This window comes from Aquirufa regiilacus, assembly GCF_032470275.1.
Classification (GTDB): Bacteria; Bacteroidota; Bacteroidia; order Cytophagales; family Spirosomataceae; genus Aquirufa; species Aquirufa regiilacus.
Map to the genome: position 1 here is coordinate 863,751 of NZ_JAVNWW010000001.1, position 25,927 is coordinate 889,677.

Annotated in this window: 20 protein-coding genes and 1 tRNA gene; 6 read left to right on the forward strand and 15 right to left on the reverse strand. The window is 36.6% G+C overall.

All coding sequences use genetic code 11. The annotated features are described in order from the left end of the window. The first annotated feature begins 12 nt into the window (after window positions 1-12). On the forward strand, window positions 13-936 hold the full coding sequence (locus tag PQG45_RS03815; RefSeq protein WP_316070324.1) for a hydrogen peroxide-inducible genes activator: 924 nt from the start codon (window positions 13-15) through the stop codon (window positions 934-936). Here PQG45_RS03815 and PQG45_RS03820 read toward each other — a convergent pair. Genes PQG45_RS03820 through PQG45_RS03835 form a run of 4 tightly spaced genes read right to left on the reverse strand, consistent with a single transcriptional unit; the run spans window position 923 to window position 7,136 of the window. Continuing rightward, window positions 923-2,233, reverse strand: a complete 1,311-nt coding sequence (locus PQG45_RS03820; RefSeq protein ID WP_316070325.1) for an MFS transporter — start codon at window positions 2,231-2,233, stop codon at window positions 923-925. The two genes, PQG45_RS03815 and PQG45_RS03820, sit on opposite strands and share 14 nt — an antisense overlap. Further along, a complete protein-coding gene (locus PQG45_RS03825; RefSeq protein WP_315575616.1) occupies window positions 2,233-4,989 on the reverse strand; it encodes a DNA gyrase/topoisomerase IV subunit A in 2,757 nt (918 codons plus the stop codon). Before PQG45_RS03825 ends, PQG45_RS03820 begins: the two co-directional genes overlap by 1 nt. A 9-nt stretch (window positions 4,990-4,998) precedes the next feature. Next, on the reverse strand, window positions 4,999-5,562 hold the full coding sequence (locus PQG45_RS03830) for an NUDIX hydrolase (protein WP_316070326.1): 564 nt from the start codon (window positions 5,560-5,562) through the stop codon (window positions 4,999-5,001). Between the two features lie 2 nt (window positions 5,563-5,564). Continuing rightward, window positions 5,565-7,136, reverse strand: a complete 1,572-nt coding sequence (locus tag PQG45_RS03835; RefSeq protein WP_315575613.1) for an NAD(P)/FAD-dependent oxidoreductase — start codon at window positions 7,134-7,136, stop codon at window positions 5,565-5,567. A 44-nt stretch (window positions 7,137-7,180) separates the two neighbouring features. Here PQG45_RS03835 and PQG45_RS03840 point away from each other — a divergent pair, with 44 nt between their 5' ends. Further along, window positions 7,181-9,103 (forward strand): thioredoxin domain-containing protein, encoded by a 1,923-nt coding sequence (locus PQG45_RS03840; RefSeq protein ID WP_316070327.1) that lies wholly within the window; start codon window positions 7,181-7,183, stop codon window positions 9,101-9,103. On the opposite strand, the gene ruvC is transcribed toward PQG45_RS03840, so the two are convergent. Next, entirely contained in the window at window positions 9,096-9,671 is a 576-nt protein-coding gene (gene ruvC, locus PQG45_RS03845; protein WP_315575609.1) for a crossover junction endodeoxyribonuclease RuvC, read from the reverse strand. The two genes, PQG45_RS03840 and ruvC, sit on opposite strands and share 8 nt — an antisense overlap. A gap of 10 nt (window positions 9,672-9,681) precedes the next feature. Between ruvC and PQG45_RS03850 the strand changes: the two genes are divergently transcribed. After that, window positions 9,682-10,311 carry a polysaccharide deacetylase family protein gene (locus PQG45_RS03850; RefSeq protein ID WP_316070328.1) on the forward strand — a complete coding sequence of 210 codons (630 nt, stop codon included), beginning with the start codon at window positions 9,682-9,684 and terminating at the stop codon, window positions 10,309-10,311. Next, the gene (locus PQG45_RS03855) at window positions 10,308-11,078 is read left to right on the forward strand and encodes a TatD family hydrolase (RefSeq protein ID WP_315575606.1); all 771 of its coding nucleotides are present in this window, start codon (window positions 10,308-10,310) and stop codon (window positions 11,076-11,078) included. The genes PQG45_RS03850 and PQG45_RS03855 overlap by 4 nt, the downstream gene beginning before the upstream one ends. Here the strand turns inward: PQG45_RS03855 and PQG45_RS03860 are convergent. Continuing rightward, window positions 11,047-11,820, reverse strand: coding sequence for an ATP-binding cassette domain-containing protein (locus tag PQG45_RS03860; RefSeq protein ID WP_316070329.1), 774 nt, complete (start codon window positions 11,818-11,820; stop codon window positions 11,047-11,049). The two genes, PQG45_RS03855 and PQG45_RS03860, sit on opposite strands and share 32 nt — an antisense overlap. A 14-nt stretch (window positions 11,821-11,834) precedes the next feature. On the opposite strand from PQG45_RS03860, the gene PQG45_RS03865 reads away from it, so the two are divergent. Continuing rightward, on the forward strand, window positions 11,835-13,316 hold the full coding sequence (locus PQG45_RS03865) for a xylulokinase (RefSeq protein WP_316070330.1): 1,482 nt from the start codon (window positions 11,835-11,837) through the stop codon (window positions 13,314-13,316). Between the two features lie 35 nt (window positions 13,317-13,351). On the opposite strand, the gene PQG45_RS03870 is transcribed toward PQG45_RS03865, so the two are convergent. From PQG45_RS03870 to PQG45_RS03905, 8 genes are all read right to left on the reverse strand, one after another. Next, window positions 13,352-13,435, reverse strand: a tRNA-Leu gene (locus PQG45_RS03870). Window positions 13,436-13,522: 87 nt separating this feature from the next. Further along, entirely contained in the window at window positions 13,523-14,761 is a 1,239-nt protein-coding gene (locus PQG45_RS03875; RefSeq protein WP_315575600.1) for an ABC transporter permease, read from the reverse strand. Between the two features lie 89 nt (window positions 14,762-14,850). Then, window positions 14,851-16,851, reverse strand: a complete 2,001-nt coding sequence (locus PQG45_RS03880; protein WP_315575599.1) for an ArnT family glycosyltransferase — start codon at window positions 16,849-16,851, stop codon at window positions 14,851-14,853. A 9-nt stretch (window positions 16,852-16,860) separates the two neighbouring features. Then, window positions 16,861-17,928, reverse strand: a complete 1,068-nt coding sequence (locus PQG45_RS03885) for a DegT/DnrJ/EryC1/StrS family aminotransferase (protein ID WP_315575597.1) — start codon at window positions 17,926-17,928, stop codon at window positions 16,861-16,863. Window positions 17,929-17,930: 2 nt separating this feature from the next. Then, entirely contained in the window at window positions 17,931-19,154 is a 1,224-nt protein-coding gene (locus tag PQG45_RS03890) for an ABC transporter ATP-binding protein (RefSeq protein ID WP_315575595.1), read from the reverse strand. 7 nt (window positions 19,155-19,161) lie between these two features. Continuing rightward, window positions 19,162-19,965, reverse strand: a complete 804-nt coding sequence (locus tag PQG45_RS03895; RefSeq protein ID WP_315575593.1) for an ABC transporter permease — start codon at window positions 19,963-19,965, stop codon at window positions 19,162-19,164. Window positions 19,966-19,972: 7 nt separating this feature from the next. After that, window positions 19,973-21,028: a hypothetical protein gene (locus PQG45_RS03900; RefSeq protein WP_315575591.1), complete on the reverse strand. Its 1,056-nt coding sequence runs from the start codon at window positions 21,026-21,028 to the stop codon at window positions 19,973-19,975. 8 nt (window positions 21,029-21,036) lie between these two features. Next, entirely contained in the window at window positions 21,037-23,604 is a 2,568-nt protein-coding gene (locus tag PQG45_RS03905) for a polysaccharide biosynthesis/export family protein (protein WP_315575590.1), read from the reverse strand. A 125-nt stretch (window positions 23,605-23,729) separates the two neighbouring features. Here PQG45_RS03905 and PQG45_RS03910 point away from each other — a divergent pair, with 125 nt between their 5' ends. Further along, window positions 23,730-25,598 (forward strand): DNA topoisomerase IV subunit B, encoded by a 1,869-nt coding sequence (locus PQG45_RS03910; protein WP_315575588.1) that lies wholly within the window; start codon window positions 23,730-23,732, stop codon window positions 25,596-25,598. Here PQG45_RS03910 and PQG45_RS03915 read toward each other — a convergent pair. Further along, window positions 25,595-25,903 carry a hypothetical protein gene (locus tag PQG45_RS03915; protein WP_315575587.1) on the reverse strand — a complete coding sequence of 103 codons (309 nt, stop codon included), beginning with the start codon at window positions 25,901-25,903 and terminating at the stop codon, window positions 25,595-25,597. The two genes, PQG45_RS03910 and PQG45_RS03915, sit on opposite strands and share 4 nt — an antisense overlap. Between the last annotated feature and the right edge of the window lie 24 nt (window positions 25,904-25,927).

Consider the following 25,927-nt stretch of genomic DNA (forward strand, 5'->3'; position numbering starts at 1 on the left):
TATACTTATAGCATGACTATTACGCAATTAGAGTACATTGTTGCCTTGGCTGACCTTCAAAGTTTTTCGAAAGCCGCTGATTTTTGTTGTGTTTCACAGCCGAGTCTCAGTATGCAAGTTCAAAAACTGGAAGATGAATTAAATATGACCTTGTTTAATCGGAAAGCAAAACCGCTTGTTCCAACGTTGGAAGCTCGTGAGATTTTGGACAAAGCCAGAATTATTCTTTCTGAAAGTAAGTCGATTTTATCTTTAACGAAAGGATGGTCTACGCAAGTGACAGGTAATCTTTCTATCGGGGTAATTCCTACGATTGCTCCTTATTTGATGCCTCGGTTTTTGGCTGACTTCCAATTGAAGTATCCGGATTTAATTATTAGCGTGTCAGAAACAACCACGGATAATATTAAGCATGAAATAGCTGAAGGACGGATTGATATAGGCATCTTAGTTACTCCCTTAAATTCTAATTTAGTCGAGATTCCGCTGTATTATGAGGAGCTTTTCTTGTATTCCAATGTGTGGGAGGATGATGGTTCTAAATTGAGTGCTACTCTAGATCCTGCTAAGTTATGGTTATTAGAAGAAGGCCATTGTTTGAGTAATCAAATCAATTCTATCTGTAATCTAAATGCAGGTGCCCGAATTTCAAATTCGCTTACGTATCAAACGGGAAGTCTTGAAACAATTGTCCGTATGGCTGATTTAGGATTTGGCCAAACGATTATACCGCAAATGTTTGCCGATTATTTAGATCTGAAGTCGAAGGAAAAAGTACACCCACTGCCTAAGCCTACGCCTATTCGTGAAGTATCACTCGTACACGCTAAATCCTATTCTCGGAAAGCTATAGTGAATGCATTAAAGCTGGAAATATTAGCACATATTCCAATGCAATGGCAATCGATTGCAGACCGATCGATTATACCAATCTAGGTTGAAGTTCTTTTGTCCCCCTTAATTTTACCAGGAAATAAATACTCGCAATAAATACAAGACCTAGAATTAATATTCCCAAACGCATATTACCCGTTATTTGTATAATCAGACCAAAAATAAATGTTCCTAGTACTGTTGAAAGTCGATCGCAGGCATCGTAAAAACTAAAATAGGAACTCGTGTCTTTTTCATCGGGTGGACACATTTTAGCAAATGTTGCTCTACTATTCGATTGTATACCGCCCATCACAAAACCAATTCCGGTAGCAAGCAGGTAAAAATTAAATTGATCATGCACCGTATATGCAAAGCCACATATTGCTACCCAAACAATGACAATTGCCATAAGAGCTTGAATATTCCCAATTTTTTGAGATAATCGGGCACAAAAATAGGCTCCTGGTATTGCTACAAGTTGGATAAGTAATATGGTAATAATCAATGCATCTGTAGGTAAATGTAATTCTTCACTTCCAAAGAGTGCTCCCAAATACATGACCGTTTGGGCACCCATATTAAATAGGAAAAAACTTCCTAAAAATCCTTTCAACACTCGTATTTGCTTAACCTCTTGGTATACCTTCATGAGTTCTCGCCAACCGCCTAACCAAATATTTTCTCCTTGATGAGTTCGTTTATTTCCGTCAGGTAGATAATGAAAGGGTATTTGTGCGAAAACCAACCACCATATTCCAACACTTAGGAATGATATACGTGAAGCAAGATCACCCGCAATGTTGCCATACCACTGAGGCATCATGACCATGGTTAAGTTTTGAATTAAAAGAATCACGCTGCCAATATAGCCTAGCGTGAATCCCTTTGCACTTAATTTGTCGTAACGATCCGGGCTGGCAATTTCGGGTAGAAAGGAATTGTAGAAAACCATACTTCCACCCCAACCGATAATCGAAAATAGAAAACCAAATGTGCCAATGTAGTAATTACCCTTTTCGAAAAAGAATAAACTCATGCAGCTAAATGACCCTACATAACAGAAAAAACGCATGAAGGATTTTTTGTTCCCTTTGTAATCAGCGATTCCCGACAATAATGGCATTATGATGGCCAATAAAAGGAATGCAAAGGAAACTGTATAAGAAAACAGAACCGTATTACTTAGATGCATTCCTAAAAAATCAATCTCCTTTGCTCCTGAATCATTAACTGCAGCAAATGGGTAGTAAATAGGAAAAATGGCACTTGTTATAGTTAATGAATGTACAGAATTCGCCCAATCATAAAATGCCCATGCATTGAGTACTTTAGGGTTATTGAGTTCTACCTGTTTCATTAAAATAAACCGAGTTGTTCACCCTTATTAGCGTCTTTTGCAATGTTTTCTTCTGAATAATTCTTTATTTCAAGTGGAATATCTTCGGCTATTTCTGGCTTTGGCGTTTCTAGAATCTCATCTTCTAACGTGATCTTCTGACCAGCAGGGATAACTTCTACCTCTGAAATTTCTTGAGTTGTTGTTTCTGCTGATTCTAGCTCAATCACTGTAACTTCCTGTTCCTCTACTTCTTCCTCTGTTGCTGAAGTCTTTGCCACCTCTGACTCTGGCATAAGGGTTTCCGTATCGATGAATTTTGCGTCAGTCAATTTTGGGTAGTTTAATTTACTACCTATCGCCTTCCATCCACGTACATCAACTAATTCATCAATTGGCATCAACTCAATCTCCGACGTTTTGCCATCTGGTTTGTGTTTGATTTGAACATTGGGTGCATAGTTAATACTTGATGCGACCAACTTAGAGGCTTTGTGATCAGAGATGAATAAAAACTTCTTATCAATGGTTGATGTCTCAATTTTGAAACGCTTAATGAAATGGGTTTTATTCGACCCATCAAAATAAATAGCGGATATAATGCCATTTGGGTTGAATTTGGCTAATAAAGCTATTTCTTCCGCTGGATAGCGATTGGTTAATTCAAAGTTGGTCAACTCGTAATTCCCTGAATTGTAAATAGCTAAAATATTATCATTCGGTTCAAAATTTCCCACATGATCACCATGCTGATCTCTATTCAGTCGGCCAATGGTTGGGTCATACCAAATGTCTACCCCTCCTAATGTGGAAACGCCGGCACTTTTTTGTACAATTTTACGAACCGGATATTTGGTCAAAACATTACCAAGAGATTCGCGTCCCTTAATGGCTAGTTTTGCAAAATCATAATCGAACTGTTTGTTTTTGGCTGTACAATTCGCTGTTAGATTGATGCTGATCACCTCGGCTTCCCCGTTCTCATTCGCTGAGAAGTAAGAAATTTTCGATTTAGTATCTTGGCTTACGATTCTGTATTCCCGATCACGTGTGACTGAGGTTACTTTGAATCGTTTTACATAGGATACGCCAGTTTTACCATCAAAGTAAACGACGTTATAAACTTTACGATCGTCATTCTTTTTAAATACACTTACGTATAGAATGTCTTTCCCTACGAATACCTTCTCTTGAACTTTAGTGACCGAGCAAGTTCCATTTTGACGGAAAATGATAATATCATCGATATCAGAACAATCCATGACGAATTCGTCTTTCTTTAATCCGTATCCGATGAATCCATCCTCTCGATTGACATAAAGTTTTTGATTTGCCTGTGCGACAACCGTTGCAGTAATCGTATTGAAACTCTTGATTTCTGTTTTACGCTCTCTTCCTTTGCCGTATTTCTGCAATAAGTGCTTGAAGTAATCTATAGCATAGCGAATCAGATTGGCTAAATTATCCTCTACTTCCGCCAATTCATCTTGTAGACGCTTCATTGCCTCATCAGCCTTAAAACTATCAAACTTCGAAATACGCTTAATACGAATCTCTAATAAACGTAGGATGTCCTCCTCAACGATTTCTCGGTAGAAATCTTTCTTGTAAGGGTCTAAACCTTTATCGACCATTTCTATAACAGATTCGAAGGTTTCACACTCTTCAATAGCGCGATAGATTCGGTTTTCAATGAATATTTTTTCAAGCGAACTAAATAAAAGTCGCTCCATCAATTCATTGCGTCGTATTTCTAATTCTTGCTTTAATAATTCTACTGTCTGATCTGTACTGACACGAAGGATTTCTGCAATTCCAATGAATTGTGGTTTTTCGTCAACAATCACACAGGCATTTGGGGAAATAGACACTTCACAGTCTGTAAATGCATATAAGGCATCAATGGTCACATCTGGAGAAATTCCAGGTGCTAATTGAATTTGAATTTCAACGTCCTTGGCTGTATTATCGATTACCTTTTTAATCTTGATTTTACCTGTATCGTTGGCTTTGATAATCGAATCAATCAAAGATGTTGTCGTTGTTCCAAACGGTATCTCCTTGATTAACAGGGTTTTCTTGTCAAATTCTTCAATCTTTGCTCGAACACGTATTCTACCGCCACGTAATCCATCATTATAATTAGATACATCGACCATACCCCCCAATTGGAAGTCAGGGTTTAGAATAACTTTCTTATTGTTTAGTAAATCAATCGAAGCCAGGATAATCTCACAGAAATTATGAGGCATGATTTTGGTTGCTAAACCTACCGCAATACCTTCTACGCCCTGAGCAAGTAATAATGGAAATTTAATGGGAAGGGTAATGGGTTCCTTCTTACGTCCATCGTATGATAATTGCCAACGGGTTGTTTGATTATTGAAAACAACATCACTAGCGAATTTGGAAAGGCGAACTTCAATGTAACGAGCGGCAGCCGCACTGTCTCCCGTACGATTATCTCCCCAGTTACCTTGACAATCGAACAGTAAATCTTTTTGACCTAGATTAACTAATGCATCATTAATTGAGGCATCGCCATGCGGGTGATATTGCATGGTTTGACCAATTACGTTGGCAACTTTGTTAAAGCGGCCATCATCCATTTCTTTTAACGCATGTAAAATACGTCGCTGAACGGGTTTTAGACCATCTTCTACGGCAGGTACGGCACGCTCTAAAATAACGTATGAAGCATACTCCAAGAACCAATTTTCATACATGCCGGCTACGGCAATTTGATTCTGTAATGCCCCTTCTGTCGTTTCACTCATTGGTATTTGTTAATCTAATAGTTGAATTAATTGATACAACATAATTGCTGTGGCTCCCCATATTTCTTCTGATTCATAATAAAAGCGTGGAGCTGTTATTTGTTCTTGCATGAAAGTAAGTTCATGAAAGTCTAATGAATCTGGTTGTTTTAAAAAAGCTACAGGTATTTCAAAAATACGATTTATTTCTCTTTTATTCACGCGGTACTCAAGGTTTTTATTGATCAATACATAATAAGGCTGTATCAAAAAATTAGAAACGTGTACCCAATGTTGTGGAAGTTCTATTAAATCGTCTTCGTCTAATTGTATTCCTATCTCCTCTTCTATTTCGCGAATAGCGGTATGTCGAAGACTTAAATCTGATTGATCGACTTTTCCACCGGGGAAAGCCATCTGTGCGCTGTGATGTCCATCGTAGGTATTTCGTTTAATCAAAACGATTTTAGACTCTTGGCTGGGTTTTTGTATGACAATCGCAACTACGGCAGCTTGTTTAGCTGTTTGGAGCAAATCTCTATTATGTTTGATGGTTGATTGAAGTTCGAATAATCGTTCAAAGGGTGCATCCATGATTAAATGGCGGTTAAAATGGCTTCAGCACACCGAATACCATCTAAGGCTGCCGACATAATTCCACCGGCATAACCAGCTCCTTCTCCACAAGGGTACAATCCTTTTAGGGTTGGATGTTCCATGGTTTCCCGGTCTCTTGGAATTTTAACGGGAGATGATGTTCTACTCTCTAATCCAATAATTTGGCCCACATTGCTACTGAAATTTCGAATCTTACGATCAAAATCTTGTAAACCCAATGACAAAGGTTCCGCAATAAAATCGGGTAGGAATTCACGCATTTCTCCAGGTTGTAATCCTGGTACGTAAGAGGTATCGTGTTGTGATTGACTTGATTTGCGCTTGATGAAATCACCTGTCAATTGGGAAACGGCTTGTTGGGTCCCTCCTACCAACTGATGCGCTTTTTGTTCTAGTTGCTCTTGTAATTGCATACCCGCTAAAGGTCCATAGTCTTTATACTGCGCAAGATCTTCCGGCATAATACTTACAACAATTCCCGAATTGGCATATTTTGAATCACGACGCGATGGAGACATGCCATTGACTACCACTTGATTTTGCTCCGTAGCAGATGGGACGATAAAACCGCCTGGACACATGCAAAACGAAAATACACCTCGTTGAACACCTTTGTATTGAGTCTGTGTGACTAAACTAAAAGAAGCAGGAGGTAAATAATCGGGACGTTCTGTTAATTTATATTGGCAAGTATCAATCATCTTTTGCGTATGTTCGATTCGAACACCAATGGCAAAAGGTTTGGCTTCTATATCAATATTTTTGCTTAGTAGTAATTCGAAAATATCACGTGCAGAATGTCCTGTTGCTAATAGGATATGCTTAGATTCGAAAGATTCACCATTGGCTAATACGATCCCGCTAACTTGTTTATTTTCAATGATAAAATCTGTTACCCGCGCTTTAAAATAGATCTCTCCTCCCGCCTCGATAATGGCTTGTCGGATTCCTTCGATAATTCCTGGTAATTTGTTTGTTCCTATATGCGGATGTGCCTCGTACAAAATATTTGCATTTGCACCAAAAGCCACAAAAGTTTCTAAAACGGAATCAATATCCCCTCTTTTAGTACTTCGTGTGTATAATTTACCATCAGAATAGGTTCCTGCTCCCCCTTCACCGAAACAATAATTACTATCTGGATTGACAATATTGTGTCGATTAATCGCGGCCAAATCTCTTCTTCGATCCCGAACATTATTTCCTCGCTCGAAAATAATCGGTTTAATACCTTCTCGAATGAGTTTTAAAGCCGCAAATAGACCGGCGGGCCCACTGCCGATAACAATGGCATGCTTAGCATTTGAAGCAAGTTTGGGTAAACGCATCCGTTCCGTAAGATCAATATGAAAATCATGATCCTTTGGATAGAAACCAATTTTAATATTCGCTTTGATTTGTCTGCTTCGCGCATCGATTGATTTTTTTTCAATGCGATACTGACATGAATTTAATAACTTTGAACCTAATTCTGCGCTTAGGAAATCGTGTAACAATTCTGGTGAATTGGCAACTGCGGGATCAAGTACAAAGGATTTAAATTCGGGCATATGAATAATTTGTACAAATTTACTAATCTATTTTTAACTATTCGATGAATCATCTCCAAAACCAAGTAAGTCCTTATTTATTGCAGCATAAGAACAATCCAGTGGAATGGTATCCATGGGGTGAACTTGCATTGAATAAAGCCATCAATGAGGATAAGCCTATTATTCTGAGTATTGGTTATGCGGCTTGTCATTGGTGTCATGTCATGGAACATGAATCCTTTGAAAATTTAGAGGTTGCAGAATTGATGAATGCGAATTTCGTTTGTATCAAAGTAGATCGTGAAGAAAGACCCGACATTGATTTGATCTATATGGATGCCCTACATGCCATGGGTTTACAAGGTGGCTGGCCTCTCAATGTATTTTTAATGCCCGATCAAAAACCATTTTATGGAGGTACTTATTTTCCGAAAGCCAATTGGATGCAATTGTTGAATTCAATTCATAATGCTTTCAAGGAACATAAATCGGAACTTCAAAAATCTGCCGATGGTTTTGCCGCAAATTTACACGATACGAACTTGGGATTATACCCCCTTAATCTAGAAGAACTTAGCCCAATTATTCCTAGATCCATGGAACTAATTTCCAAAGGATTAGACCCTGTTTTTGGTGGAACACATAAATCACCCAAATTTCCCATTCCATCTCTTTCTTTATTGTTGGAGTCCATCCCTGATAAGCTTAGAAATCTTGGTCATGTAGGCGAATTAGCTGATTTGCAATTGACGAAAATGGCATTGGGTGGTATTTTCGATCAATTAGGTGGAGGTTTCTCTCGTTATTCAGTGGATTCAGAATGGTTCTGTCCCCATTTTGAAAAGATGTTGTACGATAATGCTCAATTAATCCGTGTTTATGCCTTGGCCTACCAAAGGAGCCACAATGCCTTATATCGGGAGGTATTATTGCAATCCATCGATTTTCTGAATACTGAATTAAAAGGTGATAACGGTTTATACTATACGGCTTTAGATGCTGACAGTGAAGGCGTTGAGGGCTTATTTTATGTTTGGACTTTTGATGAACTCAATCATTTATTGCCTTATGCGAAACATCAAGCATTTTATGATGCTTACAGCATTAGCAAACACGGGAATTGGGAACATGGTTATAATATTTTGTTTAAAAAGGAAGTTTACCTCAATGCTACATTTGAAAAAGAATTTGAAGTTCTCAAAATAGCGCGCAATCAACGTGTTCGTCCTGCCACGGACACAAAGCAATTATTATCCTGGAATGCTTTATTGGCGGTTGGTCTTTTAGATGCAGCAAACGTATTAGAAGATGATGCTATTTTGCAAGATGCGCTTAGGCTTGTTACTCATATTTCCCAAGTATTAACTGACTCTAAAACTAACTTATTCTTTCATCAAGCTACTTTTGCTAATCAGCCTATCATGGCATTTTTAGATGATTTAGCCGCATGGGGATTGGCATTGATGAAGTCTTATCAAGTGACGGGCAGCTCGTCGTATTTGGCCAAAGCTGAGCAATTATTTTTATACATTACTATTCATCATTCCAACCAACAGGTTTTTTATAATTTCCACTCAAGTCTCAATGATCAATTAATTGCACCAAAATTTGAGCTCGTTGATTCCGTTTGCCCATCTTCTAATTCGATGTTATGCGAATTTCTCATGTGGTTAGGCTTTTTTAATAATGATCCTGCTAAAACTATTTTGGCTAAAGATATGTTGGCCGCAGTCCTAGAACAAGCACAGGCTAATCCTATCTATTTCGCCAATTGGTTACGTATTTATTCGGAATGGATGGAGAACCCAAGGGCCATTGTGAAATATAACCCACAATCTACTTCGAAGGATCAATTAAAGGAATTAAACGCATTATGCGTGCCTGTTGAAAACCAGTCCTATAGGTTCATGGTCTGCATAGGAGACCGATGTCTCGCCCCATGTGATGATATTAACTCGTTAAAGGCGCAATTAGACGCTATTTGATTCGATCAGGATTTTCGTTGACAAATGCTCCCCAACCCTTCTGTGTTCCTTTAACCGATGAGCTGATGTTTTTATTGTGAAAATGATGGCAAATGGCGATTCCAAGTGCATCTGTTGCATCATGCAATTTGCCATCGAGTTTAATTCCGCTAATGATTTCAACCATTTTGGCTACTTGTTCTTTGGATGCGTTTCCATTACCTGTTACCGATTGTTTTACTTTTTTAGGCTCATATTCGGTGATGGGAATACCTTTTGAAAACGAGATGGACATAACCATTCCTTGAACCCGCCCTAGTTTTAGCATGGATTGTACGTTTTTTCCGAAGAAAGGTGATTCTATGGCAATTTCATCTGGCATAAATTCCTCTACAATACCCATCACACGTTCGTGAATCTTCAAGAATTTTGCTCCTTGTGTAGTGTATTTAGTAAGATTTAAAACACCATACTGTAACACATGAACTTTATCACGGGTAATTCGAATTAATCCATATCCCAAGTAACGTGTTCCAGGGTCAATCCCAAGAATTATTTTTTCTGCACCAAGGTTTGTAATTTGCGTCATATTATTCTTTATGTTCATCCATCAAATACCAAGTATTGTTCCTAACCTATTACCAAAACTGATTTGGTCAAGACCTGTTGATGAAAAATCAAATGCGGTCTATTTTACATTTGATGATGGTCCAACTCCTGAAATTACCAATTTTGTATTGGATTGTTTAACTCAATTCGAGGCGAAGGCTACTTTTTTTTGTATTGGTAAGAATGTTGTCAATAATCCGGAAATAGTAAAGTCAATTTTAGCGGAAGGTCATCAAGTGGGTAATCATACGATGAACCATGCAAATGCATGGAAATACAGCAAGGAAGATTATTGGCAAAATTACCTGGATTGTGAAGAGGTATTTCGTAAAATGAATATTAAATCTGTTGGCTTTAGGCCTCCTTATGGCCGCGTAAATTCATTCATTTATCGCGAGATATCAATAGATACGCCCATTTTTATGTGGTCATTTTTGACAGGAGATTATAACCAAGATTTATCTACTCAAGCCATTATTAAAGCAGGAATACGGCATATTAAACCAGGTTCTATACTCGTTTTTCATGACAGTGTGAAAGCCTTTCCACGATTAAAAGTTGTATTGCCAGCGTTGTTAGACTACTGTCTCCAACAAAATTTAAAGCCCGAAATATTATGATTGATACGCATGCACATCTTTATGATCCCATTTTCAAAGATGAGATCGAAATTCATGTCAGTGATATCAAAGCTGCTGGGGTTTCTGAGGTTTGGTTACCTAATTGTGATTTAGCTTCCTGGGGCCAATTGGTTGAACTTGCGAATGCTTTTCCTGAGTTTGCATTGCCTATGATCGGTCTCCATCCCACCTATGTGAAAGAGAATTATCAAATAGAACTAGCGGCGCTTGCTAAAATACTCGCTGAACAGAAGGTGTTAGCAATTGGTGAAATCGGTTTGGATTATTATTGGGACACTACCTATAAAGCAGAGCAAATTCATGCATTTGAGACCCAATGTCACTGGGCGATGGATAATAAATTGTGGATTGATGTACATTGCAGAAAGGCTTACTCGGATTTATTACTTCTTTTGAAGAAGTCTGAATACGCTAATTTAAGCGGGATTATTCATTGTTTTTCAGGCGATGCCCGTGAAGCCAAGACTTTAGTTGATTTAGGATTTATGCTCGGAATCGGTGGTGTTATTACTTATAAAAACACAACGCTGTTTAATGATATTAAAGAAATCCCTCTGACAAATATTGTTTTGGAAACGGATGCACCGTATTTAACACCGGTTCCCTACCGGGGTCAACCCAATTCACCCAAATACATTCCTTTAATTGCGCAGAAATTAGCCGACTTGTATGAAGTATCGATCGAGGAATTAATTCAAATTACGGATGCAAATGCTAATCGCCTAAAGGTTGCTTCAGGTTATTAAGTAAGGAATCCGTTTCTATTTTCCAGTTTAACATTGCTAGTTTAAGTCTTGAAGCTATATTATTCTTGGATTTCCAAAATTTATCCCAATTCCCTTGAAATGCTACTTTGCCATTTTCAATAATGCCCAATTTGTGACTCATTTTAATAATGTCTACCAAATCGTGGCTAATTAATAAACAAGGAATTTGCTTGTAGGCAATTAATTGCTGGATGATTTGTATAAATTCTATTTTTTGTTCGGTATCTAGTTGGCTAAAAGGCTCATCGAGTACGAGGTATTCAATGGGTTGACTCACAGCTTCTAATAAGGCTATTTTTTGTCTTTCTCCTCCAGATAACTGAATAATTTTGGCATTTAACAGATGCTTTATATGAAATAGATTAACATAGTGTTTAATCGTTTTTATGCGATCCTTTTCTGTTAGCCGTTGAAATAACATGTCTAGGTAGGCATCAACTGTATGGTGTGGTTTTAAATGAAGATTTTGAGGCACATACCCTGCCGCCTTAAATTGTGGTATTAATCGATCAAGTAACCCTGCATTTAATTCTTTTCCATTGATTAATATAGATGAATTCTCTGCTTTGATTAGCCCCACTACGATATGGGCAACGGTACTTTTTCCAGAACCACTTTTTCCGACAAGGGTATGAATTTCACCCGGTTTTATCTCAATTTTTACCTTTGATAGAGCAAAATGAGGATTAACTTGGTAACTTGGTATGAAAATTTTTAACATCTAAATCTATCAATATGCTTTTGTGTGGAGTCGATGTCGGCACATCGTCGATTAAAGTTAGTGTAGTTGACGCTTCAAACCAACAATTAATTTACTCAACCTCATATCCGGAAATTGAAAATGAGATTTCTAGCCCTGCTCCTGGTTTTGCCGAGCAAGATCCAGAACATTGGTGGCATTGTGTGCAACAGGCTATTTTGAAGGCAAATGCATCTCAGACCTATAAATCTACTGATATTGCTGCCATTGGTATATCATATCAAATGCACGGCCTTGTTGTTTTAGATGATCAGCATGAAGTTGTAAGGCCATCTATCATTTGGTGTGATTCGCGTGCTGTTGAAATTGGTAAGAATGCTTTTGAAGCCATTGGCCACTCTTATTGTCAAACAAATTTGTTGAATTCGCCGGGTAATTTTACTGCCTCTAAATTAGCTTGGGTAAAAGAGAATCAACCGGAACTTTATGATCGTGTTGCTCAAGTTATGCTTCCTGGAGATTTCATTGCTGGTCGATTTACTAATCAATTTACAACTACTGCTTCTGCCCTTTCTGAAGGAATATTTTATGATTTTCATGCTGATGAACTTTCAAAGCCTGTAATTGATTATTTTGGATTTGATGCTTCATTGTTCCCCAATGTACAAGATGTCTTTTCAAACCATGGGGTTATTAATTCGAAAGTAGCTGTTTCCTTAGGTTTAAATAATCAAGTTCAAATCACCTATAAGGCTGGAGATCAGCCTAATAATGCTTTTTCTTTGGGTGTTTTGCAACCTGGTGATATTGCAACCACGGCAGGTACCTCGGGTGTAGTATACGGAGTAAGTGATGAGCTCAAGTATGATAAGTTTAATCGAGTAAATTCATTTGCTCACGTAAATTATCGAAGCGAGTCAAAACGCATAGGTGTTTTAATGTGTATCAATGGTACTGGTATCTTAAATCGATGGGTAAAACAAACGGTTTGTCCAGAATTAAGCTATTCTGAAATGAATAGTTTAGCTGCATCTACTACCATTGGATCGAAAGGTTTATTATGTGTTCCTTTTGGGAATGGCGCAGAACGAATCTTTCAGAATCAACAAATTGGCGCAAGTTTTGAGCACCTTGATTTTAATCGGCATGGGCGAGCCGAAATGATTCGTTCGGCGCAAGAAGGAATCGCTTTTTCCATGGCCTATGGCATCGAAATGTTGGCTGATGCCGGAATCAAACCTACTAAACTTAAGGCAGGCTTTGCTAATATGTATTTAAGCGAAATTTTTGCGCAAACGATTGTCAATGCTTCGAATGTATCAGTTGATTTATTAGAATCTGATGGGGCTTTTGGTGCTGCTTTAGGAGCCGGCGTTGGCATTAACTATTTCAAAAATGAAGAAGATGCCGTTCGTAATATTAAGCTCATTAAAACGATTAATCCGAATCACTCAGCTTTAAGCGAAACAAAAGTGGCTTATGAAGCTTGGAAAGAATTAGTGAATAGAAAGCTCTAAAAAAGGTAAAGCCTCTCAATTGCTTGAGAGGCTTGTACCCAGAGCCGGAGTCGAACCGGCACGGGCTTGCACCCACGGGTGTTTGAGACCAGCGCGTCTACCAATTCCGCCATCTGGGCAATTGAATCAAACCAATTGGCTCAATTGCAATGCAAAAGTAGGCCTTTATTCATGATTAAGCAAGTAATCAATAAATATTTTACGGATTATTCGTAACGAAGCGCTTCCACTGGATCCATTTTTGATGCCTTAAATGCTGGGTAAATTCCTGAAAATAAGCCAACTAACACACAAATAATTATACCCACCATCATCCAAAGCCATGGAATAATAAAACTTGCATTACCTGAACTAATTCCTTGTGCAATTAAGTTTCCTATAGGTATAGCCAACACAATCCCTCCTATTCCACCTAATAAACAGATTACGATTGCCTCGATTAGAAATTGCTGAAGAATCCGTGAAGGGGTAGCTCCTAAAGACTTTCTAATGCCTATTTCACGTGTTCTTTCCGTAACAGACACCATCATGATGTTCATAAGAGCAATAGCTGCTCCTAATAAGGTAATAAAGCCAATTACAAAACCTCCCAATTGTAAGCTTGATGTAATACTTTCGAAACTTTTAGCAATAGAATCTGAACGATCTATTGAAAATGAATCCTCCATTCCGATTGGATCCATACGTACTTTACGCATAACTCCTCGTGCCTCTTCCATGAAATCGTCAATGTTAGCGACTTTAGTAGAGGATGTTGTAATATCGAAAGTTAAATTTCGACCAATTGCCATTTTGCGGCCCGTTTCGAGTGGCACCATAATGACACGATCATCACCCCCTCCCATCATATTCCCCTTTTTGGCTAGGACTCCAATGACCTTTAATTTAATCCCACTGACAATAATTTCTCGATTTAGTGGGCTTGATTTTTCGAATAATTGATCAATGACATCAACACCTAAAAAACAAACATTGATGGCATTCGTAAATTCATTGTTTGAAAAATTTCGTCCTTCAGCAATTTTGTATCCCTTTAACTCAATAAAATTATCGTCAATGCCTAATAAGCGAACATTTGGATTGGTCTTTTTACTTTCATATTTGCCTATCGCATTATTTGTTACGTTCGTTTTTAAGGAAACTTTTCCTTTTGCACTAAACATAATTTTATACCGAGATGCCTGGCGATAATCAATGTTTTTAAAACGTTTTTCACGCTGACCTTCTCTACGCACTTGCATAGCTGGTCTATTGCGGATATCAAATGAGTTAGCCCCTAGCCCAGAAAAACTATTGTCTACGGAACTTTGAATCCCATCAATGGCAGTTAATATACCAACGAGAGATGTTATCCCCAGTGAAATAATTAAGGCTGTAAGAATTGTCCGGAGTAGATTTCCTTTGATTGAACGTAAACCCTCTGCAATATTTTCTTTGATATTCATATGCTGTAATTACCTGCTGCAAGGTATCATGAAAACTTAAGGATATAAAACCAGTGGTATTCGTATTTTATCCACTAATCATTATTTGTCTATTTCAATTTACGCAAATAATAATCTTCTCCACGAACGATAATATGTTCTTTAATCGTGGTATCTGTGCCTAATCGGATGTCGGTGCCTACGGGTTTTATGACACTCCTACTAAAGAATAAATAGGTAGCTTCCTTTGGAATGGGCTGTAATCCCTTTTCAAATGGATTGATGGGAATTAGTGTACGTGTAAATCGATCACCCCATAAAGGATATTCATAATCATCATTAATCGTAGCCAATGCGACAGTTGCATCTTGCGGTACTATTTGATCAAATCGAGTATACGCGTTTGTAATATCAGGACGCGATACGGTTAGCAATTCCATTCTGGATTTTCCCCAGATAGTTGGTAAATGATGCGTAGAAACGAATGCGCTTCGACTATGAAAAAGTATCGTTGAAAATGCCGATGCAATGATTATAAGGTAGACAACTAATACTAGACTATATTTATTTTTAGCTACAAATGGCTTAAAGAATAGACTAGAAATAGGAAGTAGAAAAACAAGCGAACTAATCATATACCGACCCTTCCAAGGATCATAAGCTGCTGTATAAGCCAAAGCTCCAAAATGTAGCAAAAACGCAAGGAAGAAAAAGTAATAAAACGTCGGCCTCTTTTTTACTAATAAAATAATAATTGCAGGAATGATAATGAGTAAAAATATAGATCCATAAATCGGCGTTCCATTATAGAATTCAAATTTTCGGGTATAACTAAAGGGGACAATAGTAAATGCCGTGGAGGTTTCTAATCCCCAATTAAAAAAGGAGTCTAAATTTCTGAATTGCTGGTTGACTACTTCTTGATAATTTTCAACCCATTGAATATTTCGAAGTCCATCAAAATTAATCAAATCAAAGAAATACCTAGCAACATTCTTAGACCCGTGTAGCACTAGATTTGAAAAATTACCAGCGCGTTCTATGGACTGATGTTTTGTGGCCGTATTGGGACCAATGGGATGTCCATAATGAATTATATTGGCTATATAACCCGTAGGCATAGAAACGAATAAAAATAGTATTGAGCTAAGTATGGCGTGCTTGAGATGTTTGAGATTTATATGCTCTTTATTTATCAAACAAGCGTAGCTAATTAAAACCGCCAAACTAGGTAATGCAAATACGAAGGTAATTTTATGACTCATGGCAATTGCAAACATGAGATTTGAAATGTATATGTAATAGACCTCCTTTGTTTTTGTAAAGCGTATTAAATAATATAAACCACAAACTAAATAAGCACCCAATACAATATCGGTATCCGTTGTCGTGGATTGAATCAATAGTATCGGAGTAAATATTAAGAGCGAAGCGCTAAGCAATCGCACTTTAAAAGGTATTTGTAGTTGTTTTAAAGCCGCATAACTTCCAACAAATAGTATCCAAAACGCACTCAGGTTAGGTAACTTGAAAAAATGCTCATTGAATCCACTCATTAAAAATGGGTAAAATTGAATGGAAGAAAAGCTTTTGGGATACGTATCAATATTCCAATTTGTACCTACAAAATGTGCTGTACTATGATTTTGAACAAAATATAGAATACGATTAAGGTGCCCTGTCATACTATCCCACTCATTTGGGGGTAAGTAAAACAATAAAAAGAGTTGGCTTATGGTAATGATTGCCGCACCAAAAAATATAAATGCAAAAAGAGTTTTTTCTGTCTTCCGCTGCTGCTTATAAATTTCGTGTAATTGCTGAATGCTAGAACCAATTAATTTAAAGGAGGAAGAATGAATTTGCTCGGGTAAGTGAATGACGTTCCTGAAAAACAGGTAGAATGTATAAGAGACAAAAAATGGTAAAATAGACCAACAATACGCATTATCCCATAATTTGATTGCAGATAAAAGATAGCCACTACAAATAATACTTAGACTTTGAAAGGTAAATCCTGTAAGTAAAATCTCATCAAAATTTTTATTCGAAATTTTCGAAGCTATTCGAAAATTAAATAAAATAAAGGAGAGAAAAACGATGAACAACATATATTGAATCTATAATGTTGAGCTAATAATAGAACAAATACGTTCGATATCTACTGTACTAATTTCTGCACTCAGCGGTAAACATACGATTCTCTTCGCAATATCTTCAGCGACAGGACATGCTTGATATGTCAAATAAGGCAATTCGTTTAATGCTGGGTAAAAGTATCTTCGAGGAAATATTTGAACCGCATTAAGTGCTCTAAGAACCTTAAGTAAGGTTTCTTCGGATGAAAAAATGACAGGGAAATAACTGTAATTTCGATCATTCTCTGAATTCCAAGCGATTCTTTGTATTTCAGCAGGTAAACGTAGTTCGTACAATTCGGAAGCCAATTGACGATGAGCTTTAATTTGAGGGAAATGTTTAAGATTGATTAGACCCATAGCAGCATGAAATTCTGAATTCTTTCCATTGATTCCTGCCGCAAAGTAATCATCCCCTTTATGACCAAAACTTCTGATGCCTCTTAACTTTTCCGCAAGGTTGGAGTCTCGGGTAATCAGGGCACCACCTTCTATCGTGTGAAATATTTTAGTCGCGTGAAAACTGCAAGTTGAGATTGTACCATAATTAAAGATGGATTTTCCTTGATGCCTAACACCAAAGGCATGCGCCCCATCGTAAATTATTGGAATTTGATAATCAGCTGCCAATTGTTCTTGATCTAGTAAATCTGCACAATTACCATACACGTGAGTTGTTAATATTCCTTTAGAATCAGTCGTTAATACACGTTCAATTTGCACCCTTTCGGATGTTAAACTAATTGGAGAAATATCGGCAAAAATAGGATTACACTTTTCCCAAATAAGTGATGTAGTCGTTGCACAATAAGAAAATGGTGTAGTAATTACATCACCTGCTAATTCTAGGGCATTAATGGCTAATTGCAGCGCAATTGTTCCGTTGGAAACGTATAAAAAGTGCTCCACTTCCAAGTACTCCGCTAATTTACGCTCCAATTCAATCACCAAAGGGCCATCATTCGTTAATTGGCCGTTGGTCCATATTTCTTCCAATAAAGAAATATATTCCTTTATATCGGGCAAAAATGACTTTGTTACATGCAGCATATCTAGATTTCGCTTGTTACCTGTTTCATGACAATTGGGAAATTAGGACGAACATATCCCGGCCACTTTCCATACCATGTTGTATTTTCACGATAATCGGCAATCTCAAATTCAAATAATTCTTCAAAATTTGCCAAAACAATACTTGAATTCTTCACGACCATGATGGATAGAAAATACGAGCCATCATTTAAGAAATTACCCGGAATAGCTATATCAGTCGAAACAATTCCAGCATTATATTTACTTGGTTGATTGCCAATATTAAAGATACATTCTCCTGTGCTGGCATATAAATGTACACTTACGTTTAAATCCACATCATTTAACGTATTCCAGAATTCAAAATGCAATTTAAATGGATTATTGATTGTCCAATAATCAACATTTTCAGATAGTTCAGGCTTTATTTCCGCGTATTTTAAGCGAATTAGATCATTCCCTAAGCCTGATTGAAAATTTTCAGCCGCGTAGTACATTTTCTTCGACTGCACCTCCGACATATAGTTCTTTAGAACGACCGCAGTCTCCCCCATTTGCTTGACTGTACCTTTTTCCAAATGCAATGTTTTATTACATAGATTCGATACAGCTGTAAGGTTATGGCTTACAAATAAAATAGTCTTTTCATTGGCTGCCACCTCTTTCATTTTCCCTAATGACTTCTTTTGGAAGTCGGCATCACCAACCGCAAGCACTTCATCAACAATTAAAATTTCTGGATTAAGGTGAGCAGATATGGCAAAACCTAATCGTACATACATCCCTGAGGAATACCGCTTTACAGGCGTATCCAGAAAATTGGATATTTGAGGACCAGCAAAATCAACAATTTCATCAAACTGAGCTTTGATTTCTCTTTTGCTCATTCCTAATATGGCACCATTTAAAAAGATATTTTCACGGCCAGATAATTCTGGGTGAAAGCCTGTCCCTACCTCCAACAAACTAGCCACCTTACCTTTTACTTGTACATGACCTGAAGTGGGATTAGTAATACGACTTAAGATCTTTAATAAAGTGGATTTTCCAGCTCCATTATTTCCGATAATCCCTAATTTGTCTCCTTTATTTATTGAAAAGGAAACGTCATTAAGTGCATAATAGTCTTTTGACTTTTCCTGTTTTGTAAATAATGATTTCAGTCCATTACGTAACGAAACAGGTTCAGATAGCTGATTCAGGTTATATTTCTTTGTTATATTATTTACCTCTACAATCTTCATGTCAATATTATAAATAATCTACAAAAGAACTCTCCTTCTTAGTGAACACATAGATACCGATTAAAAATGTTATGAAACATGTACTAATCGATAGATAGATGAAATCGAAATTTAAGGTACTATATCCTGGTATTAGTAAGATACGAGCATATTCAACAAGACCTACCAATGGATTGATGAATGCGTAGACATTAAACCAATTTGATATTTGAAGTGACTTTGCTGTATAAACAATAGGACTTACAAAAAAACCATACTGAACAATTAATGGAATCATTTGTAAGAAATCACGGTATTTAACTGAATACGAACAAAAAATTAACCCTAAACCAATGCTAAATAACAATGTTAGGAAAACCGCTAAGGGTAATAGTAACATGGAAATAGGTAATGCATGCATTAAATACAAGCTTAGAATCGTGTATACGATCAAACCAATTAAGAAATCAAATAAAGAGACTGCAATGGAAGAAAATGCTATGATTAACCTTGGGAAATATACTTTGGAGACTAAATTGTTATTGGCCAAAATTGAATTGCTGACCGCTTGAAAAGTATTAGCGAACAAATTCCAAAAGATTACACCCGAGAATATTACAAGTTGAATGGGAAAGCCAGAAATATCACCAATTTTAGCTACGTTTTTGAATGCAAACAAAAATACGAGCATAGTCAATACCGGTCTAATGATAGCCCATATTATACCTAAGTACGTCTGCTTATACCGGATGGAAACATCCCTTTTTGCCAAAATGTATAAAAGTTCTCTTTCTTGAAAAATTTCAGAAAACAACTTTGTATAGTATGCCATTTAGTAATTAGTTATAATTTACTTTATACAAAAAACGAACATACGCAGCAAAACAGCCCATTATAAAGCCTAATAAGGTTCCGATGGTAATGATTTTCCCCCACTTATACGGAAGTGTTATAATGGGTAATTCAGAATCTTCAATAATCGTCAACAAAGGTGCTTCTTTAACTAATGAAAATTTAAGATTATCATAATTACGTAAAGCCTCAAAATAGAGCGATTGCAATTGAGTTGAATTCATCTGTAATCTTTCTGCGATTACACGAGCTCTTTGAAAAATGATCTGTTGATTCTGGTCATTATAATTAGCTAATTTCCCTTGCGTATAATATAAAGCAGAACGTAACGAATCTACTCGTTTATCCATAATGACTAATAGCTCCTTGGATTTTTTGGTTTTGGTATTAATGTAGTAATCTGTAATTGTCTTCAGATATAATTGTGCCCAAACATGCGTTATGGTATCATTACGTGTCTCTACGGTCAAAGTTTGAAAAGTAGATTTAGGATTGTCTAAAAATATATCCGTATTATCGTTTAAATACATTGAAATAGCATTGATGATATTTTTATCCTGAACGTCTATCGAATCGATATTACCTGTTTTAAATCTGTATTTGACGAAATCGACCGGTAAATTACTCCATTCATGATTTTCCAAATCAGATCTTTCAAGGAAAAAGTTTCCAAAAAAGTCAGTTCTATTGCCCACTTTCACCTTGGTCAAAATAGCTTTTCGATAAATATTTTTAGTCTTGAGTAACTCTTTGAAATTTTCTCCACTGAAAATAGAGTTACCTGAACTCATACCACCTAAACCTAGCGAAGACGCTAATCCAGCAAGACCATTATCCGCACTTTCACTTTCAAGTACGAACACTATTTTGGTCTTCTTGAAATTATTAGAGCTTTTATATATCTCAACACCCAAGCCCGTAATTAGGCCCACCGCAGTAAAAATGAGAATGATGCGCTTATTCCTTTTAACAAATGGAATAAACCCGATAAAACTTATTAATACATTCTCTAACGAAAACTGATCGCTTTTTTCCTCTTTCATTATACTATCTATTGCGCTGTCGCTTTAATTAATGTTATGATACCAATAATACTCGTCACAGTACCTGTTAAAACGGATACCAATGATACAATTTGTTGACTCGTATTTGCCGATTTTAATTTCTTTGGTACAATGATTTCTGAACCACGTTCAACTCTTGGATAAAAACGCATGAATAAGAAGTTCTTTGCACGTTTAACGGATCCATTTGAGTAAATCACATACACCCTTTTTCTTGCCGAGCTTGATGTATAGCCACCTGCGCTGGAAATATAACTACCTAGTGATTTCGACTCAGTGAACTTAACATTATTTGGGTATAATACTTCTCCCGTGATTTTAACTGTTTGTGGCTCACGCGGAATGTTGATAACGTCACCATTTATAATTTGAATATCATCAGGACCTCCTGGTTGTGCCAAAGCAGCCACAAGGTTAATCCCTATCGTTTCATGATTTGACTCACTAGATTCTGATGCATTATTGATTTCAATTCCCGAGTAATTATCATTGAAATCTTTAATTTGTTTCTTTTTTAACTCAGATTCTGATTCAGATAATTCTGTTTTACGAATTAATTTCGCTCCTTCCGGATAGGCTTGTTTGTTTAATCCACCTGCACGTTTTATCAAATCAGATAAACGATCATCCTTTTTCTCTAAACCATATACACCCGGAAATAATACTTGCCCCTGTAAGGTGATAAATTGCTGCAATTCATAATTAGGCGATGATCGAACAAACACCTCATCAAATGGATTCAAAACAAATTTTGAAGCACTATTATCAACAATTAAATCTTTTGAAATCGAGAATTTGTAAACCTCCGCAATTTGAGAACTTGAGTAATCTTGATTCTCGACAAATTCATTCTTTTTTCGTCTTACAACTTCAACAAATCCTGTTGATGCTGATTCACGTAAACCCCCAGCCTTAATAATTAAATCCTCCACCGTCATATTTGTTTGAAAGGGGATTGTAATTTTAACTTGGCGGTTCAATAACACATTGCTTATATTATCCGATTTTAATTTATCAGAAATTTCGCTAGAAGATTCATTTTGTGCGTTATTACCATTCTCTTGCTGCTTCGTTTTGGTATCCCCAATCGCTGTTTTTTTATCAAGATTTTCTTTTACTCCATTAATTTCTCCATGGATGGTTACCGTGTAACTTTCTCGTAATTCCGTGATCGAAAATACCGTAATTTTATCCTCTCTTTCCAGCATAACATCTTCAGCTTTTCCGCTTAATACATCAGCTAGATTTACAGACATGATACCTGGAGTGAAGTCCTTGTTTAAGCGGTTAATATTCACACGTGCCAAAAATGCATTTTCTTTAACGCCACCCGCACGTTTAATTAAATTCGATAAGGTTAGTTTGCTATCTAATGAAAAAGTACCTGGACGAAATACTTCACCTGATAAGGTTACTCGATTTTCATAGCGATTCTCTGTGATTGATTCTGCCGTAATTATATCCCCATCTGCAGGATAAAATGAATTTGCGATGGCATAATTGATATCGATTAATTTGCGCTCTGTTTTGGTTATACGTTCAACTTTTAACAAATCTTTGTAAGCGTTTTCAGTAAATCCACCAACAAAATTTTCGAATATAAAGGCTAGATTTTCAGTTGGCAAAGGCTCAAAAAATGCACTACGTTTAACACGTCCTTTAACTTCAATACGAGACTTATATAGTCCTATTTTAATGATATCTTGATCTTGCACACTGATATCCCCTTTGCTAAATCCTTGTGTAATAAAGTCGTACAAATCAAGGTGAGCAAGCACTTTATTGTGTCTAATCAATTGTACGTCGCGGAAAGTACCATTTTCTGTTGGCCCACCTGCTAAATACAATACATTCATTACACGTGCTAAAGAAGGAACTGAATATGTCCCAGGAAATTGCACCTCTCCTACGACAGATACTTGAATTGTACGGATATTTCCTAATGATACACTTGCATATAAACCATTAATATCTGTACGTCCATTGAATTTTTTCAATCCAATATATATACTTGAAAGTTTATAGATTAATCTATTTCGGGCTTCATCTATGGTCAATCCTGCAACATATACATTGCCTACTTTATTAATTTTAACATAACCATCAGCACTAACAGTAAGATTGTAATGCTCCTCTGAATAACCATTTATGTCAACAATCAACTCATCATCTGGACCTAAAATATAATTTTTAGGAGTAGCCATTTTTAAATTGGTTTCAAATGTTCCTGCTTTTTTATTGAAAATAGAAAAACCAAATATCTTATTCTGAAGCGTAATTTTGGCTTTTTTAATTGAATCCTCTTCGATTGACTGATTCGTTAAAGCATCCGACTGACGTTGGTTAACTAAACTATCTAATTCATTCTTTTGATTCGAGGTATTAATGATCTCGCGCTTGGTTACTTTTGAATTACCTATTGGCTTATTGACAGCATTGGGTTGATTCATATTGCTACCAGGCAAGTAATTTGTAGGAACCTGAAATTGAGCAAATGCGATATTAACGCTAACGAATAACAGTAAGACTGTAGCAAAATTAATTTTCTTGATCATGCAGAAATTCATTTTAAGGGATACAAAATAAGTTAAAAAAGCTCAGATTTCCTCCTTTTATTATATTTTGATAAATCAAGGTAATTTATTAATTCTTTGGTAATTTTGTTAGTAAAATAATCTTTATGACATCAGAACCCATTTATAACGACGATAGTATTCGGTCACTCGATTGGAAAGAACATATTCGATTGCGTCCCGGTATGTACATTGGTAAATTAGGCGATGGTTCATCTGTCGACGACGGTATCTATGTTTTGGTTAAGGAAATCATGGATAACTCGATTGATGAGCACATGATGGGTAATGGAAAACAAATCGATGTTAAGATTTCAGACCAAAAGGTTGAAGTTCGGGATTATGGTCGTGGTATACCTTTAGGTAAGGTGATTGATTGCGTTTCAAAAATCAACACCGGGGGTAAATATGATTCGGGTGCTTTTCAAAAATCCGTTGGTTTAAATGGTGTCGGTACTAAAGCGACCAATGCGCTATCCAATTATTTTAAGGTTCAATCTTACCGCGAAAGTCAAACGAAGTGGGCCGAATTCAGTAAGGGTGAATTAACCAATGAATCGAAAGGTTTAGAAGCTACATCGAGTAAAAGTGGAACATTTATCTGCTTTGAGCCGGACAATACGATTTTCAAGAATTATCACTTTATCCCCCAGTTCTTAGATAATTTATTCTGGAACTACGCTTTTTTAAATGCTGGTTTAACCATCAATTTTAATGGGGAAAAATATTTCTCGCAAAATGGTTTATTAGATCTTTTATCAAAAAAGACCAACGCTGAGGAAAATCGATATCCAATCATTCATTTGAAAGGCAACGATATCGAAATGGCAATTACGCACAACAATCAATATGGTGAGGAATATTATTCATTTGTGAATGGACAGAACACAACACAGGGTGGTACGCATTTAGCAGCTTTTCGCGAAGCCCTTGTTCGAACCGTTCGTGAATTCTTTAAAAAGGATTTTGATCCTTCTGATGTGCGTGCAAGTATCGTAGGCGCTATCGCGATTCGTGTTCAAGAACCTGTGTTTGAATCCCAAACAAAAACCAAATTAGGTTCTACTAATATTTCACCTGATTCCTCCTCTCCTTCCATCCGTACGTTTGTTGGTGATTTCGTTAAGACCGAATTAGATAATTACTTACATCAGAACCCAGCTGCAGCTGATGCGATGCTTAAGCGTATTCTTCAATCCGAGCGTGAAAGGAAAGATATTGCGGGAATCAAGAAGTTGGCAAATGAACGCGCCAAAAAGGCCAACCTACATAATAAGAAATTACGTGATTGCCGAGTTCATTTAACTGATGATAAATCAGAGTCGCGTCAAGAAACAATTTTGTTTATTACGGAAGGGGATTCGGCTAGTGGTAGTATAACGAAATCGAGAGATGTACAAACCCAAGCCGTATTTAGTCTACGTGGTAAGCCACTCAATAGTTTTGGCCTAACTAAGAAAATTGTATATGAAAATGAAGAGTTTAATCTTCTTCAACATGCACTTGACATCGAAGACAGTCTGGATAATTTACGTTACAACAAAATCGTTATTGCGACGGATGCCGACGTCGATGGAATGCACATTCGATTATTGATTTTGACCTTCTTTTTGCAGTTTTTTCCTGATTTAGTGCGAAATGGCCATTTATATATCCTTGAAACACCTCTTTTCCGGGTTCGCAATAAAAAAGAAACCATTTATTGTTATTCCGATGAAGAACGAAGAAATGCTATTGAAAAGTTGGGACCAAAACCCGAAATAACTCGATTTAAAGGTCTGGGTGAAATATCGCCTGAAGAATTCGGTGAATTTATCGGTGAAAACATCAAAATTGAACCCGTTATTTTGGAAAAGGATTTCACCATTCCTCAACTCTTAACTTATTACATGGGTAAAAATACACCCGAAAGACAAAAGTTTATTATTGATAACCTTGTAATCGAAAAGGATTTAGAAGAAGTATTACTAACCTAATCATTCAATAAAATAAGTTGTTCTAATTCCCGAGAGACCTTCAATAATTGAAGGTCTTTTGCTTTTATAATACCTTCTTCAGCCACAGCAGTTGCTTCTGTGTTGCGATCAGATTGGTATAGCAGTTCTGCCAAAGTATAGTATGTCGGATGATAATCAGGGAAATTCAGTTTTAGTTCATATAAAATTTCGATCGAAGAAGTAATACCTCCAGTTGAACGCTCCTCAACTGCTAATAAATAGTAGTTGAAGGGATTCTGTGGATTTTCTTTGATTTCGTTTAAAATTATTTCCCTCCTATTCATTGTCTTAATTAAAAGAATTTAGTA

Excerpts from the sequence above, each read along its gene's own strand:
- PQG45_RS03815 (WP_316070324.1), top strand. The coding sequence starts at position 13 with ATGACTATTACGCAATTAGAGTACATTGTTGCCTTGGCTGACCTTCAA.
- PQG45_RS03820 (WP_316070325.1), bottom strand. The coding sequence starts at position 2,233 with ATGAAACAGGTAGAACTCAATAACCCTAAAGTACTCAATGCATGGGCA.
- PQG45_RS03825 (WP_315575616.1), bottom strand. The coding sequence starts at position 4,989 with ATGAGTGAAACGACAGAAGGGGCATTACAGAATCAAATTGCCGTAGCC.
- PQG45_RS03830 (WP_316070326.1), bottom strand. The coding sequence starts at position 5,562 with ATGGATGCACCCTTTGAACGATTATTCGAACTTCAATCAACCATCAAA.
- PQG45_RS03835 (WP_315575613.1), bottom strand. The coding sequence starts at position 7,136 with ATGCCCGAATTTAAATCCTTTGTACTTGATCCCGCAGTTGCCAATTCA.
- PQG45_RS03840 (WP_316070327.1), top strand. The coding sequence starts at position 7,181 with ATGAATCATCTCCAAAACCAAGTAAGTCCTTATTTATTGCAGCATAAG.
- ruvC (WP_315575609.1), bottom strand. The coding sequence starts at position 9,671 with ATGACGCAAATTACAAACCTTGGTGCAGAAAAAATAATTCTTGGGATT.
- PQG45_RS03850 (WP_316070328.1), top strand. The coding sequence starts at position 9,682 with ATGTTCATCCATCAAATACCAAGTATTGTTCCTAACCTATTACCAAAA.
- PQG45_RS03855 (WP_315575606.1), top strand. The coding sequence starts at position 10,308 with ATGATTGATACGCATGCACATCTTTATGATCCCATTTTCAAAGATGAG.
- PQG45_RS03860 (WP_316070329.1), bottom strand. The coding sequence starts at position 11,820 with ATGTTAAAAATTTTCATACCAAGTTACCAAGTTAATCCTCATTTTGCT.
- PQG45_RS03865 (WP_316070330.1), top strand. The coding sequence starts at position 11,835 with ATGCTTTTGTGTGGAGTCGATGTCGGCACATCGTCGATTAAAGTTAGT.
- PQG45_RS03875 (WP_315575600.1), bottom strand. The coding sequence starts at position 14,761 with ATGAATATCAAAGAAAATATTGCAGAGGGTTTACGTTCAATCAAAGGA.
- PQG45_RS03880 (WP_315575599.1), bottom strand. The coding sequence starts at position 16,851 with ATGTTGTTCATCGTTTTTCTCTCCTTTATTTTATTTAATTTTCGAATA.
- PQG45_RS03885 (WP_315575597.1), bottom strand. The coding sequence starts at position 17,928 with ATGCTGCATGTAACAAAGTCATTTTTGCCCGATATAAAGGAATATATT.
- PQG45_RS03890 (WP_315575595.1), bottom strand. The coding sequence starts at position 19,154 with ATGAAGATTGTAGAGGTAAATAATATAACAAAGAAATATAACCTGAAT.
- PQG45_RS03895 (WP_315575593.1), bottom strand. The coding sequence starts at position 19,965 with ATGGCATACTATACAAAGTTGTTTTCTGAAATTTTTCAAGAAAGAGAA.
- PQG45_RS03900 (WP_315575591.1), bottom strand. The coding sequence starts at position 21,028 with ATGAAAGAGGAAAAAAGCGATCAGTTTTCGTTAGAGAATGTATTAATA.
- PQG45_RS03905 (WP_315575590.1), bottom strand. The coding sequence starts at position 23,604 with ATGATCAAGAAAATTAATTTTGCTACAGTCTTACTGTTATTCGTTAGC.
- PQG45_RS03910 (WP_315575588.1), top strand. The coding sequence starts at position 23,730 with ATGACATCAGAACCCATTTATAACGACGATAGTATTCGGTCACTCGAT.
- PQG45_RS03915 (WP_315575587.1), bottom strand. The coding sequence starts at position 25,903 with ATGAATAGGAGGGAAATAATTTTAAACGAAATCAAAGAAAATCCACAG.